At 65.2% G+C, this 12,389-nt stretch carries 12 protein-coding genes; 4 read left to right on the top strand and 8 right to left on the bottom strand.

The genetic code is table 11. The annotated features are described in order from the left end of the window. Positions 1-3: 3 nt before the first annotated feature. The 4 genes from QDT69_RS28455 to QDT69_RS28440 all read right to left on the bottom strand — a co-directional run bounded on the left by QDT69_RS28455 (position 4) and on the right by QDT69_RS28440 (position 2,548). A complete protein-coding gene (locus QDT69_RS28455) occupies positions 4-411 on the bottom strand; it encodes a hypothetical protein (protein ID WP_279709779.1) in 408 nt (135 codons plus the stop codon). Between the two features lie 86 nt (positions 412-497). Then, positions 498-1,295 (bottom strand): lytic murein transglycosylase, encoded by a 798-nt coding sequence (locus tag QDT69_RS28450; protein ID WP_279709778.1) that lies wholly within the window; start codon positions 1,293-1,295, stop codon positions 498-500. A 573-nt stretch (positions 1,296-1,868) separates the two neighbouring features. Continuing rightward, entirely contained in the window at positions 1,869-2,096 is a 228-nt protein-coding gene (locus QDT69_RS28445; protein ID WP_074130799.1) for a hypothetical protein, read from the bottom strand. Positions 2,097-2,251: 155 nt separating this feature from the next. After that, complete coding sequence (locus QDT69_RS28440; protein WP_146991457.1) at positions 2,252-2,548, bottom strand: hypothetical protein; 297 nt, start codon at positions 2,546-2,548, stop codon at positions 2,252-2,254. Positions 2,549-3,012: 464 nt separating this feature from the next. On the opposite strand from QDT69_RS28440, the gene QDT69_RS28435 reads away from it, so the two are divergent. Then, positions 3,013-3,393, top strand: coding sequence for an NUDIX hydrolase (locus tag QDT69_RS28435; protein WP_050420927.1), 381 nt, complete (start codon positions 3,013-3,015; stop codon positions 3,391-3,393). A 162-nt stretch (positions 3,394-3,555) separates the two neighbouring features. Continuing rightward, a complete protein-coding gene (locus tag QDT69_RS28430; RefSeq protein ID WP_279709777.1) occupies positions 3,556-4,869 on the top strand; it encodes a chloride channel protein in 1,314 nt (437 codons plus the stop codon). A 20-nt stretch (positions 4,870-4,889) separates the two neighbouring features. Here the strand turns inward: QDT69_RS28430 and QDT69_RS28425 are convergent, their stop codons facing one another. From QDT69_RS28425 to QDT69_RS28415, 3 genes are all read right to left on the bottom strand, one after another. Beyond that, positions 4,890-6,086: an adenylate/guanylate cyclase domain-containing protein gene (locus QDT69_RS28425; RefSeq protein WP_279709776.1), complete on the bottom strand. Its 1,197-nt coding sequence runs from the start codon at positions 6,084-6,086 to the stop codon at positions 4,890-4,892. A 162-nt stretch (positions 6,087-6,248) separates the two neighbouring features. Beyond that, the gene (locus QDT69_RS28420; RefSeq protein WP_279709775.1) at positions 6,249-7,493 is read right to left on the bottom strand and encodes an amidohydrolase family protein; all 1,245 of its coding nucleotides are present in this window, start codon (positions 7,491-7,493) and stop codon (positions 6,249-6,251) included. Positions 7,494-7,525: 32 nt separating this feature from the next. Beyond that, complete coding sequence (locus QDT69_RS28415; RefSeq protein ID WP_279709774.1) at positions 7,526-8,881, bottom strand: MFS transporter; 1,356 nt, start codon at positions 8,879-8,881, stop codon at positions 7,526-7,528. A 122-nt stretch (positions 8,882-9,003) separates the two neighbouring features. Between QDT69_RS28415 and QDT69_RS28410 the strand changes: the two genes are divergently transcribed. Beyond that, entirely contained in the window at positions 9,004-9,927 is a 924-nt protein-coding gene (locus tag QDT69_RS28410) for a LysR family transcriptional regulator (RefSeq protein ID WP_279709773.1), read from the top strand. 21 nt (positions 9,928-9,948) lie between these two features. On the opposite strand, the gene QDT69_RS28405 is transcribed toward QDT69_RS28410, so the two are convergent. Then, on the bottom strand, positions 9,949-11,409 hold the full coding sequence (locus QDT69_RS28405) for a cytosine permease (protein WP_279709772.1): 1,461 nt from the start codon (positions 11,407-11,409) through the stop codon (positions 9,949-9,951). A gap of 299 nt (positions 11,410-11,708) precedes the next feature. Between QDT69_RS28405 and QDT69_RS28400 the strand changes: the two genes are divergently transcribed. Then, complete coding sequence (locus tag QDT69_RS28400) at positions 11,709-12,380, top strand: NAD(P)H-dependent oxidoreductase (RefSeq protein ID WP_279709771.1); 672 nt, start codon at positions 11,709-11,711, stop codon at positions 12,378-12,380. Positions 12,381-12,389: the final 9 nt, after the last annotated feature.

The following is a 12,389-nucleotide window of genomic DNA, read 5'->3' as shown; positions in this document are numbered from 1 at the left end:
TGCTCAGCGGCTGGAGCGTTTCGGCAATTTCGGCAGCCTGCTCGGATCGAACTTCGGCAGCGGCAAATCCGGCGGCGGATCGGGCGGCACCTCGTGGCTCGGCATCAGCGTCACCTCGAAGGCAAGATCCGGCACTGCATCGGCCCTACCCTTGCAGATCGCGATCGGGCCGCTCCAGGTGCCCTCGAGCCGCACCACGAGGTTGTCGGTGCCGAACACGGTTGAGCCTTCCTTGGAGTGCCGCTTGGTGGTGAGGACGGCAGAGAAGCGTTCACCGTCGACCTCATAGGTGCCGCTGTAGAGCATCACCGCGTCGCTGCCCCACAGCCGGCCGTCGGCCACGTGCACGATGCCGGTGCCGTCGGCAAGGGACGTGCGGAACCACGCCGCATAGGTGCCGTTCTTGAGCATGGAGCTTGTTTCCACCTGCTCCGTTTCACCGCAAACGATCTGGGCACCGTTGGGTTAACAGGCGGTGAAGGAACCGCTCCCTGCGCTCATTGGCCGTCGATCTGCCGTCCCATGATGGCGATCGCCTTCTGATAGACGCCTGCCGCGTTCCATGCCTCGATCGCAGCGAAGTTAGGTTCCCCGGGCTGGTAGCCGGCGCCGGCGCGCCAGCCATTGGCGCGCAGGAAATTCGCCGTCGAGGCCAGCGCGTTGGCGGCGACGTCGAGATTGCCGACACCATAGGCAAGGACGTTCTTCGGCATGAACTGGGTCTGGCCGATCTCACCATGCATCGAGCCGCGCGTGCTGCCGGACAGGCTGCCGCGATCGATCAGCTTCAGCGCGGCATAGAGCTGCTCGGTGAAGAACTCCGGACGCCGGCAGTCATAGGCGAGCGTTGCGATCGACGACAGCATGTTCTGGTTGCCGCGCTGGCTGCCGAAGCCGCTTTCCATGCCCCAGATCGCGATCAGCGGTCCCGGCGGCACGCCGTAGCGCTGCTGGATCGAGGCGAACATCGCCGCCTGCGACTGCTTCAGCGAACGGCCGCGCGCCACGATGGTCGCCGATCCCCGCTTGGCCATGAACTGCTCGAGCGACAGGCCGAAGCTGCGCTGGCCGCGATCCGCGGCAATCGTCGCACTGGCATAATGCGCCTGCATCAACGCATCGATCGCGGTGGCGCCAACGCCCTTGGCCCGCGCCTCGCCGGCAAACTGCGCCTTCCAGGCTTCGAACCCGCCGGGCCCGTTGCCGCACTGCGCCGCATTCGCCGTTGTGCCCAGCGTTGCAACCATCACGACGATGGCGAGCGCCGACGTCGCAATCTGCCAGCCCCTGATCATCCGAAACCTCCTCCGCAAAATGTGCCGCCGCCCCCGCGGGCGCGGTGCTGACGATGGCCTGACGTAGATGACCCGGCGATGAACGATCCGCCTCAGATTCGGCCGCGGATCGTCACGATATGTCGGCTGTGGCGGGTTGACCATCCCGACCGGTGGCCCGGATGAGTCCATATTCACAGCCGTCGTCCTGGCGAAAGCCAGGACCCATAACCACCGAATTCGGTGATGAACGGGATCGCGGCCCCAGCGTCGCGCATCAATTAAGATTTGGGGTAATGGGTCCTGGCTTTCGCCAGGACGACACTTGGGACAGTTCTCGATTCAAGATGCCGCACAACGTAGTGTCATCACCCCGAAAGCGGGTGATCCAGTATTCCAGAGACGCCAGTGCTTGAGCCGAGAGGCCGCGGCGTACTGGATCGCCCGGTCAAGCCGGGCGATGACAGATGAGAATGGGACACACCTTCGTATTCTCGCGGCATGACCTGTCCGAGCTTTGCTCTTCGTTCCCCTCTCTTGAACAGGACGCGAGAAAAGCCGCGTGTCGATTGCGACCGCCCGGTCGAAAACGCGCTAGGGCACCTCGCCTCGCCGCCTTGGGCCGACGGTCTGCGGGCGGTTGAGGAAAAACTCGCGGTTGCCGAGTGCTGCCTCCGCATACTGGTCGATCGCCACGATGATCGCCTGCACGTGGTGAAAGCACCAGCCTTCCCGCGTTGCCATGTGCCGAACCTCGGCCAGCGCCTTGATCCAGGGCGCATGATCATCGCTGTCGTGGAAATACCGAAGCGGCTCTCTCATCTTTCCTCCGGCAAATCACATCTTCCAGCTCGGCGCGCTTGCGCGACAGCAAAAGCTGCGCAGACGCACTGTCGCGCCCGGCACGCCTGAGCCGGTTCACGGATGAATCGAGCGCGCGCAACTCGGCGCGCAGCCGCTGCGTCCTGACGGCGTCATCAGGCACGCGCTTCGCCGGCGACGAGTTCTTTCTTCGCCGCGCGAAGAAAGATGGGTGTCGCCGCCCGGCGGCGCGGAGCAACGCTCGCATGCACGATGATCGGGTCGCGGTCGCCCAGCACGGCCCGCTCTTCGACCAGACGGCTCATCACCAGCCGCATCTTCAGGAGGTCTCCGGCGACGAAGGCGCAGTCCTCGTCCCGGCTGATCTGCTGTCGCATGATCGCCTCGGCCTCGAGCATGCTGACGCGCAGCGCCCTGATCTGCCTGCGAATTTCGCTGATACGGTTGTCCATGGCGGCCTCCTATTCACGGTGGAAGGCAATTAGAACAAAACAAGAACATTGAGTCAAGTGATGACAAGCAGCGGAGCCGTCGTCGCGGATGTTGTCATCGAAACGCGATCGGGCCAGTTCCTTCCCGCCGGAACTGCTGACATCATCACGGTCACGAGCTCAACGTGACGATGTTCGATGCAGCGAGATTCGCCACCGACGAGCGCGCATGGCCGAGGATCACGCGAACGCACGCAAAGCACCGAGACGCAGCGAAGGCGCGACAGACCGTCACAGCTGACGGTCTCTGTCATTTTGCCGCCTTCTCCTCACCGGATATGCGCGTCGTCAAAGCTCCGAGTGCAGGCTGCTGCCGCAGACAAACAGCCGACACATGGCTGTGGAACAATGCACCATTAAAACTTGTCTACCTAAGTAGACAAGTTAGAATAGGACCAGATTCTGTTTCGATCATTGCGCAGTACATGACCAAGTCCTCCAAGCTGGTTGCCGCGAAGCGCGGCAAGGTTCTTCTGGTTCGACGCCGATCTGACGGGCTGTGGATGTTCCCCGGCGGCCGCAGGCGCGCGCGCGAGACCGGAAAGGATTGCATCAAGCGCGAGATCAAGGAAGAGCTGCCGAAGCTCAAGCTCGGCAGGCTCAGCCTGTGGAAGGAAGTGACGGCCAAGAACAAGCGTTCCGGCCGCAGGATGAGCGACGCGATCTTCATCGCCAAGAACGCCAAGGGACGGCTGGCGATCGGCGACAAGAAGGAGATCGACCGCGCCGCCTGGCAGAAGCCCCGCGGAATCCGCCTGACGGCGACCTCGCGCTACATCCGCGACCGCCTGTTTCCGAGAAAATAGCGGCGCCGGAGCTAGACGGCGGGCGCCGTTTTCAGCACCGCGATCTGGCGATTGCGCCGACATATCTTGCTGATTTCTTGAGCTTCGCACTCCATTGACGCGTGCTAGGAATGACGTGATCCGTTTCGTATCGGACCACGACATGAGCCAGAATCCGCCAGCATGACCTTCCCCTCCAACCGCCAGCGGCGGCTCTTCAGAATCGTCTCCGCGCGTTGGCAGCGCCGGGCCATCTTCTTGCTGGGCGGCATTGCGGTCGGCGCGGCGGCCGTCGCGCTCGCACAGCTCGCCGATTGGGCACAGATCGCCTTTGGCGCGGTGGTGTCGCATTTCCGTTATGCCTCGCTGCTGCTCACGCCCGCCGGCTTCGCGCTGTCGGTTTTCCTGACCAATCGCTTCTTTCAGAACGCGCAAGGCAGCGGCATCCCGCAGGCGATCGCTGCGCGCCATCTGACCGACCAGACCGCCCGCGAAAACCTCGTTTCGCTGCGCATTGCGGCCGGCAAGATCCTGCTGACCCTGTTCGGCCTGCTGTGTGGCGCATCGGTCGGGCGCGAGGGACCGACGGTGCAGATCGGCGCATCGATCATGTTTGCGCTCGGCCGCTTCTCGCCCCGCCGCCAGCCCGGCCTGATCCTTGCCGGCGCGGCCGCGGGTGTCGCGGCAGCCTTCAACACGCCGCTCGCGGGAATCGTGTTCGGCATCGAGGAAATGAGCCGCGCCTTCGAGACGCGAACCTCCAGCCTGATCATCGGCGCGGTGATCGCCGCGGGCCTGACCTCGCTCGCGCTGATGGGCAACTACACCTATTTCGGCACCAGCGCGACGGGCTTGCGCAACGGCGCCGACTGGCTCGCGATCCCGCTCTGCGGCGTGGCCGGCGGTCTGGCCGGCGGCCTGTTCAGCCGCATCCTGATCGCGATGGCACGCGGGTTTGCCAATCCGGCCGGGCGCGCGATCAAGCGCTATCCGGTCGGCTTTGCCGCGATCTGCGGATTGGCGGCGGCGATCTGCGGCATTGCTTCCGACGGCGCGATCTACGGCACGGGATATCAGCAGGTGAAGTCTGCGCTCGAAGCCGGGTCACAATTGCCCACGAGCTTCAGCGTGTGGAAATTCCTCGCAACCACATTTGCCTCGATCAGCGGCATGCCGGGCGGCATCTTCGCGCCCTCGCTCGCGGTCGGCGCCGGGCTCGGCTCCAACATCGCCCCGCTGTTTCACGGCGCGCCGCTGCCGGCCATCATGCTGCTCGGCATGGTGTCATACTTCGCAGGCGTGGTTCAGGCGCCCATTACGGCCTTCGTGATCGTCACCGAGATGACCGACAATCACGCAATGGTGGTGCCGCTGATGGCCGCGGCCCTGATCGCCCACGCCAGTTCGCGCCTGATCTGCAAGGAGGGCGTCTATCACGCCCTCGCCAAGGGATTCATCGACCGGGCCTCGCCGGCGCAGAAGACGACGCCGGCCTGAGATTTCCGGCCGGTCAGACTTCAACCGTTATAGGCAAATAGCTCGATCGGCTCGCTGAAGCCGCGCACGGCATGCTCGCCGACATGCTCGAGCGCGAAATCATGCTCGACCAGATCGGCGAATGCGCGCGACAGCAGCACGTTCCTTTTCAACTGCTTGGTCAGCGCTTCGAGGCGCGAGGCCATGTTCACCGCAGGACCGATCACGGTGAAGTCGAGCCGGCTGCGCGAGCCGATATTGCCGTACATGACGTCGCCGACATGAACGCCGATGCCGTAGTTCATCGGCGCCCGGCCCATCATGCTGTTCTTTTCGCTCAGCGCCGCCATCGCCAGCCGCGCCTCGGCCACCGCATGCAGCAGGTTGGCGCAGGCCTTGGGGTCGCTGAGCGGAAAAATGGCGAGCAGCCCGTCGCCGATGAACTTCAGGATTTCCCCGCCATGCCGCGCGATCGGCTCCGACATCGCATCGAAATAATCGTTCAGGAGATCGATAACGTCATCGCGCGGCCAGGAGTCCGATATCCGGGTGAAATCCCTGAGGTCGCAGATCATGATCGCGGCACGTACCGTGGTGCCGCTGCCCCGCCGCGTGGCACCGGCCAGGATCATCTCGCCGGCATGCGACCCGACATAGGTCTCGAGCAGCGTCCGCGCCAGGCGGTTCTTCATCCGGATCTCGCTGACCAGCGCCAGCACCGGCATCACCTTCCGCAGTTCGGCGATATCAGCCTCATCGAAGCCGCCGGCACGGTCGGTCGCAAAGGTCACGACATGCCGCTTGCCGAGCGTATGCAGCAGCGGCCAGGCCACATAGTCGGTCAGGCCCTGCGCGCGCATATCGTCAAAGAGCGCGTGCTTGCGGCCCTGTGACGGGTCGCGTTCGAGCTTCTCGCGCACCTCGCCGGCGCCCTGATGGATTTCATAGACCGGACTGCCGATATATTCCGATCGCTGCTGGACATCGTAGTCCACCCGCGTGATCTCAGCCTCGCGCTTCCCGTCGGCCCAGATGATCCGGGCGCCGAGCCATTGCGGATGCTGGATCAGCAGATTCATCGTCGCCCGCTTGAGCGGAATGCCGGTGCGCTGCAGCCGCAGGCACAGCTCGGCGAAGATGTTGTCGATGAATCGCTGGTCGCGCGTTTCGTTGGTCAGCCAGTTCACAACGTCGCCGTCGGACTGCGGCGTGACGGAATCGATGTTGGGCGCGTTCATGGCTGGCTCCGGAGCGGCGGGTGGGGTCGGCACGCGATATGTCGTGCTTCCGCCCCGCCGCGTCAACGCTGCCAAGAGCAATGTGATCGGTTAAATCGGCGTCACCAGCTTCCGCGTGACGCCGCGAGAACGAGCGCTCTGCCCGCGAGCGTGCTCAGGCGCTTACTCGCCCAGCCGGTCCACCTCGGCGTGGCCTGCCTTCATCACCATCGGAATATGCTCGCCCTGGCCGAGCAGACAAGTCACATCGCGCAGCGGATTGCCTTCCACGACCAGCAGGTCGGCGAAGGCCTCCGGCGCGATCCGGCCGAGCTTGCCTTCCATGCCGAGCACTTCGGCGCCCACGACGGTCGCACTCGCGATCACCGCCTGCGGGCCGAGCAGCTCGGCACGGATGCGGAACTCGTCGCTCTGCAAGCGCTGCGACGGTCCGAGCAGGTCGGTGCCGAACCCCATCTTGACGCCGGCCTCGCGATAGATCGCGAGCGAGCGCAGGCCGGCGTCGCGCACGTCGGCGATCTTGGCGACGCTCGCCGCGGGCAGGCCGTATTTCGCGCCCTCATTGGCCAATGCCTCGTAGGTGACGAGGGTCGGCACCACATAGGCGCCCTTCTCCGCCATCAGGCGCGCGGTCGGAAGATCAATCAGATTGCCGTGCTCGATGGTGCGAACGCCGCAGCGCACCGCGCGCTCGATCGCCTCCGCGGTATAGGCATGGGCCAGCACATAGGTGTGCCGCGCCTTCGCCTCCGCGACGATGGCGCGGATCTCGTCCTCGGAATAACCGTAGGCGCCGATCGGATCGGTCGGCGAAGCGACGCCGCCGGAGGCCATGATCTTGATCTGGTCGGCGCCCATCTGCAGCTCCTCGCGCACCGCCTTGCGCACCGCATCGACGCCGTCGACGACGCGCGCGATGGCGCCGACCCGCACGCAGCAGGAGCAGGTCGGATCGGCCAGATAATCCGAGCGGGCACGCCCGTCGCCATGGCCGCCGGTCTGGCTGAGCGCGCGGCCGGAGACGAACAACCGCGGACCATCGGTCAGGCCGGTGTCGATCGCCTGCTTCAGCGCATAGCCGGCGCCGCCGGCATCGCGGACGGTGGTGAAGCCGCGCTTCAGCATGCCGCGCAACAGCATGGTCGAGCGCAGCGTCACCAGCACGTTCGCCATCCGGGCCTGCTGCGACAAATCGAGCTCGACGGCGACCGCATGCACGTGCAGGTCGATCAGGCCGGGCATCAGGGTCTTGCCCTTGAGGTCGATGACCCGATGGGCCGAAGCCTCGATCGGCCGGTCGGACACCTCCTTGATCAAGCGATCCTCGACCAGCACGTGGTGCCCTTCGAGCAGGTCGGAGCGCAGCGGGTCGAGCAGCGCGGCATTCTTGAAGAGAATTGTTGGCATGAGAGTCTCCTGTCAGGACGCGGCCGGCGGGGTCACGCCGCTTCGCTTGCAATATCTTCCAGCGACCGGCCGCGCGTCGGCACGCCCATCAGCACGACGGTGAGCGCGCCGATCAAGAGGACCGACGTGGTGACGCCGAACACGCCGGCAAAGCCGAAGTTCGGATAGAGGTAGCCGACCAGGATCGGCGCTGCGATCGCACCGATGCGGCCGATCGCGGATGCGAGCCCGGCTCCGGTGGTGCGGATCGATGTCGGGAACACCTCGGCCGTGTAGGCATAGACGCCCGCATAGGTGCCGTTCATGAAGAACGACAGCAGCAGGCCAGCCGTCATGATCTCACCATCGCTCCTGGCAAAGGCGAGCCCGAGCGCGCTGACGCCGCCGAGCAGCATATAGGTCGCAATCGTCGCCTGCCGCCCGATCCGTTCATTGAAGAAAGCGGCGGTGAAATAGCCGGGCACCTGCGCGCAATACATCGCGAGCGAATAGCCGAAGCTCTTGGTGATGCTCATGCCGTTCTGCACCAAGAGGCCCGGAATCCAGACGAAGAAGGAATAGTAGCTGAAGGTGATCGACAGCCACATGATCCAGGTCATGGTGGTGATGCGGGCCTGGCGGCCGGCCAGCAGCGCCGCAAAATTGCTCAGCAGCGTTCCCGACGATACGGCAGGCAGCACGGGCTCGGGGACCGGAGCCGGCAGCACGCGGCCTTCGCGCGCGAAGACAGCCTCGATCTTGTCGAGCACCGCTTCGGCCTCCTTCGCCCTGCCGCGGCTTTCCAGCCAGCGCGGCGATTCCGGCAGCGACCTTCGCCACCACAGCAGCATCACGACCGGCACCGCGGTGATGATGAGCACGATACGCCAGCCGTTCTCGTAGGCCGGCACGATGAAATAGCCGAGCAAGGCGGCGGCGACGAAGCCGAAGGAGAAGAAGCCGGCGAGCGCGCCGGTGAAGGCACCGCGGTAACGCCGCGCCACGAACTCCGCGAGATACGGCGCGATGATCGCGCTTTCCGCGCCGGTGCCCATGCCGGCGACGACGCGGGCGGCAAAGAACGCCGGCCAGCTATCCACCGCCGCGCTGACCAGCGAGGCCACGCTGTAGAGCGCCAGCGCCGACATCATCACCGCCCGGCGGCCGATCAAATCGCCCAGCGTCCCCGCCAGTAGCGCGCCAAAGAGATAGCCGACGAAGGTGCTGCTGCCGAGCACGCCGGTCTCGACATTGGTCAGCCCCCAGGCGGTGCGCAGCACCGGCAGGATGAACGCCAGCACTGCGGCATCCATCGCGTCGAACAGATAGCCGAGGCCACCCATCAGCAGCAGGTGCACATGGAAACGCGCGAACGGCAGGCGCTCGATGCGCGCCGAAATCATCGACATGAAATAGCCCCCCTCCGCCCCGCGATCGGCACACGCCGCAGGGTCAGCGAGGGGAATGATAGACAAATCGGCATTATCGGAATAATTTATAATTATTATCTGGTACATCACCACGGTGAATATTGCCCCTGTCCTTCCGCACGCTCGACCTCAACCTGTTGAAAGTCTTCGAGGCGCTGATGACCGAGGGCAGCGTCACCCGCGCCGCCAGCGCGCTGACCATGACCCAGCCGGCGGTCAGCAACGCGCTTGCGAGGCTGCGCGACGCGCTGGGAGATCCCCTCTTCGTCAGATCCGGCACCGGGATCCGCCCGACCCAGCGGGCCGTGGCATTGTGGGATCCGATCGGCGGTGCCTTGGAAAGCATCCGCGGCGCGCTCGACGAGAAGGTCTTCGATTCACGCAGTGCGCAGACCGAGTTCAGCCTGTCGATGTCGGATTACGTGGCATCGCTGGTGATGCCGCGGCTATTGAACCGCTTTGCCGAGATGGCGCCGACCGCGCGGCTGCGGACCGCACCGAACACCATCATCGGGATCGCCGACCAGCTCGAGGACAACCGCGTCGATTGCGTGCTGAGCGTTTATGTCAACGAGGCCCAGCATCCGGGACTGATCCGTTCGCGTTCGTTGTGGACGGTCGACTATGCCTGCTTCATGCGACGGGATCACCCGCTCGCGAACCGGAGCCGGCTGAACGTGCGCAGCTTCCTCAACGCCAAGCATGTCGACGTAAGCCTCGCCGGCCGGACGGCGCCGACCTACGATCAGTTCCTCGCCTCGCGCGGGCTGTCGCGCAACCTTGTCGCCATCGTCAATCACTACAACGCCGCCTACGAGATCGTGCGGCAGTCCGACCTGATCGCCGTGCTGCCGCGCGATCTCAGCGCGCAGTCCCGCCAGGCGCCGCATCTGCACGCCGTGCCGGTGCCCCTTCCCGCGCCGCCACGCATCGTCAGCCTGTTCTGGCACCAGCGCAACGACACCGTGCCCGCGCAGCGCTGGCTGCGCGAGACGCTGGTGGAGTTGTTCGCGCGCATGGAGTGAACAGGCGCAAGGTGTGCCCCGTCAGGTCGATGTCGGCGCGGGCTCGATCGATGCCTCGTCCGCAGCCGGCAACGCACCGTTCCGCGCCAACGGACGTCCAAAGAGCCGATGCAGCGCCAGGTAGCTCACCGCTGCCACGCCGATCCCCGTGAGCCACGACAGGTCGACCCCGCCGGTCGCGAGCGCCAGCGGACCTTGCATCGCCCCGATCGTGCCCATCTGGAACGCCCACGCCGCCACGAAGCCGGCGGCGAAGGCGATCAGCCCGGCCCAGTTGAAATCGTGGCCCTGACCCGGCTCGTCGTAAAGCGAGGCGACATCGATCCGGCCGCGTCGCACGAGGTAGAAGTCGGCGAGCGTGACCCCGGCCCACGGGCTGATCCAGACGATCAGGGCGACCATGAAATTGTCGAAGGCATGGGCGAAATCGCCCGATTGCAGGAAGCCATAGAGGATCGCGGAGGCGATCAGGCCTGATGCCACCGAGATCACCCAGCGCGGCCGCCGCAGATCGAGCGCCAGCGACGACAGCGCCGCCGAATAGATCACGACGATGTTGGTTGCGATCGGGCCATGGAGCAGCACCAGCAGCACCGGCAGCGCCATGGTGCCGAACGCGGCGATGATCAGCTTCGACGGATCGGAGCCGGCGCCGGCGGACGCGATCGCAGCGCCCAGGAAAGCGAGCCAGACGGTCGGGGCGAACATGCCGAGGAATGTCGCCCGGAACACCTTGGCGGCACCGAGCGAGGGCCTGGTGAAGCGGGTATAGTCGGAGGCATAGGTGAGCCACGAAATACCCCAGCCGATACCGATCGCCGTCATCAGCTGCGTCGCCGCGGCGAAGGCCGGCATGCCGGTCACACCAGCGGACTGCCATTTGACGTCAACGCGCAGGAAGGCCAGCGCGGTCATGACGGCCATGATCAGCAGAATGACCGGCATGGTGTAGCGCTCGAACACCTTGATGGCGTTGAAGCCCCAGGCTGCGATGCCGACCTGAAACAGCATCACCAGCACCGCGATCGCGTATTTGAGCTCGACGCCCCCGCCGATTCCCATCCGCTCGAGCGCGGCCATGCAGAGGTCGAGCACGATCCAGGTGTTGATCGCGACCCATCCCATCGGCATCAGCACCTGCGCGAGCGCCGGCAGGTAGGCGCCGCGGCGGCCGAACGCCAGCCGACCGAGCACCATCTGCGGCACGCCGGTGCGGTGTCCCATCAGGCAGAAGGCGGCAAACAGCGCCGCGCCGAACAGATTGCCGACGACGATGACGGCAAGCGTTTGCAGCAGGCTGAGGCCGAGCTGGATGCCGAGCGCGCCGAGCACCCAGTTGATCGGCGCGATGTTCGCGCCGGTCCAGATCCAGAACTGATCGAACGCCGACGACGTGCGGTGCGCCGCCGGCACCGGCTCAATTCCGTGGGCATCGAAGCCGGCTTCATCCTGCGCCGGAAGCTGTGTCTGCTTGAGCAACATGTTTCCCCCGTTTGTCCGGCGCATTGGCTTTGGGCCGGGATGGGGCATCTGAGCAGCAGGCGGCGATGAGACGATAATGAGAAATCCTCAAGCCGGGTTGAGACCATGTCGAGAGTGAAGTCTGCATTGCGGATTTGGACAAATCGGGCTGCGGCAACGCCCGCTCACCGCGCCACAATGGCGCGCCGCTTCACTGTTGAGATTTTCTCAACTCGCCTGCCGGATTCGTCAATCACGCAGCCCGCTGCACTCGGTCATTGTGGAGCCGACGCATTGCCCCCAATCAGCCGAGGTCAGGGATGACGACACTTCTGCATATCGATGCCAGTCCGCGCGGCGACCGTTCGGTCAGCCGGAAGCTCTCCGGATCGTTTGTCGAGCACTGGCTGACGCACGAGCCCGGCGCCACGATCATCTCGCGCGACGTCGGCCGCAACCCGCCGCCTCTCATCACGGAGGCGTGGGTGGCCGCGGCTTTCACCGCACCCGGCGACCGCACGGCAGAGCAGCACGACGAGCTTCGTCTCTCCGACGAGCTGATCGACGAGCTTGAACGCGCCAACGTGATCGTGATCGGGGCGCCGATGCACAATTACGGCATGCCGGCGGCGCTGAAGTCGTGGTTCGACAAGGTGATCCGGATCGACAAGACCTTCAGCTTCGATCTCGCACGCGGCGACTTTCCGCTCGATCCGATCATGCGCGGCAAGACGCTGGTGGTGCTGAGCTCGCGCGGCGAATTCGGCTTCGGTCCCGGCGGGGTGCGGGAGACCATGAACCATCTGGAAACCCATATCTTCACCTGCGCCCACTATCTCGGGGTGCAGGAGAGCCATCTGATCGCGGTCGACTACCAGGAGTTCAACGATGAGCGCTACCGCCGGTCGCTCGCCGACGCCTTCACCGCGATCCCGGTGCTGGTCCGGCAGTGTCTTGGAATCGACGGGCCTGTTAATGTTGCGGCGGAATGAAGCACGGCC

The organism is Bradyrhizobium sp. CER78, assembly GCF_029846235.1.
GTDB lineage: Bacteria > Pseudomonadota > Alphaproteobacteria > Rhizobiales > Xanthobacteraceae > Bradyrhizobium.
This window is presented reverse-complemented; position numbering and strand designations above follow the sequence as displayed.

Bases quoted from the DNA above. Each gene is read 5' to 3' on its own strand.
- QDT69_RS28455 (WP_279709779.1), bottom strand. From the start codon at position 411: ATGCTCAAGAACGGCACCTATGCGGCGTGGTTCCGCACGTCCCTTGCC.
- QDT69_RS28450 (WP_279709778.1), bottom strand. From the start codon at position 1,295: ATGATCAGGGGCTGGCAGATTGCGACGTCGGCGCTCGCCATCGTCGTG.
- QDT69_RS28445 (WP_074130799.1), bottom strand. From the start codon at position 2,096: ATGAGAGAGCCGCTTCGGTATTTCCACGACAGCGATGATCATGCGCCC.
- QDT69_RS28440 (WP_146991457.1), bottom strand. From the start codon at position 2,548: ATGGACAACCGTATCAGCGAAATTCGCAGGCAGATCAGGGCGCTGCGC.
- QDT69_RS28435 (WP_050420927.1), top strand. From the start codon at position 3,013: ATGACCAAGTCCTCCAAGCTGGTTGCCGCGAAGCGCGGCAAGGTTCTT.
- QDT69_RS28430 (WP_279709777.1), top strand. From the start codon at position 3,556: ATGACCTTCCCCTCCAACCGCCAGCGGCGGCTCTTCAGAATCGTCTCC.
- QDT69_RS28425 (WP_279709776.1), bottom strand. From the start codon at position 6,086: ATGAACGCGCCCAACATCGATTCCGTCACGCCGCAGTCCGACGGCGAC.
- QDT69_RS28420 (WP_279709775.1), bottom strand. From the start codon at position 7,493: ATGCCAACAATTCTCTTCAAGAATGCCGCGCTGCTCGACCCGCTGCGC.
- QDT69_RS28415 (WP_279709774.1), bottom strand. From the start codon at position 8,881: ATGTCGATGATTTCGGCGCGCATCGAGCGCCTGCCGTTCGCGCGTTTC.
- QDT69_RS28405 (WP_279709772.1), bottom strand. From the start codon at position 11,409: ATGTTGCTCAAGCAGACACAGCTTCCGGCGCAGGATGAAGCCGGCTTC.
- QDT69_RS28400 (WP_279709771.1), top strand. From the start codon at position 11,709: ATGACGACACTTCTGCATATCGATGCCAGTCCGCGCGGCGACCGTTCG.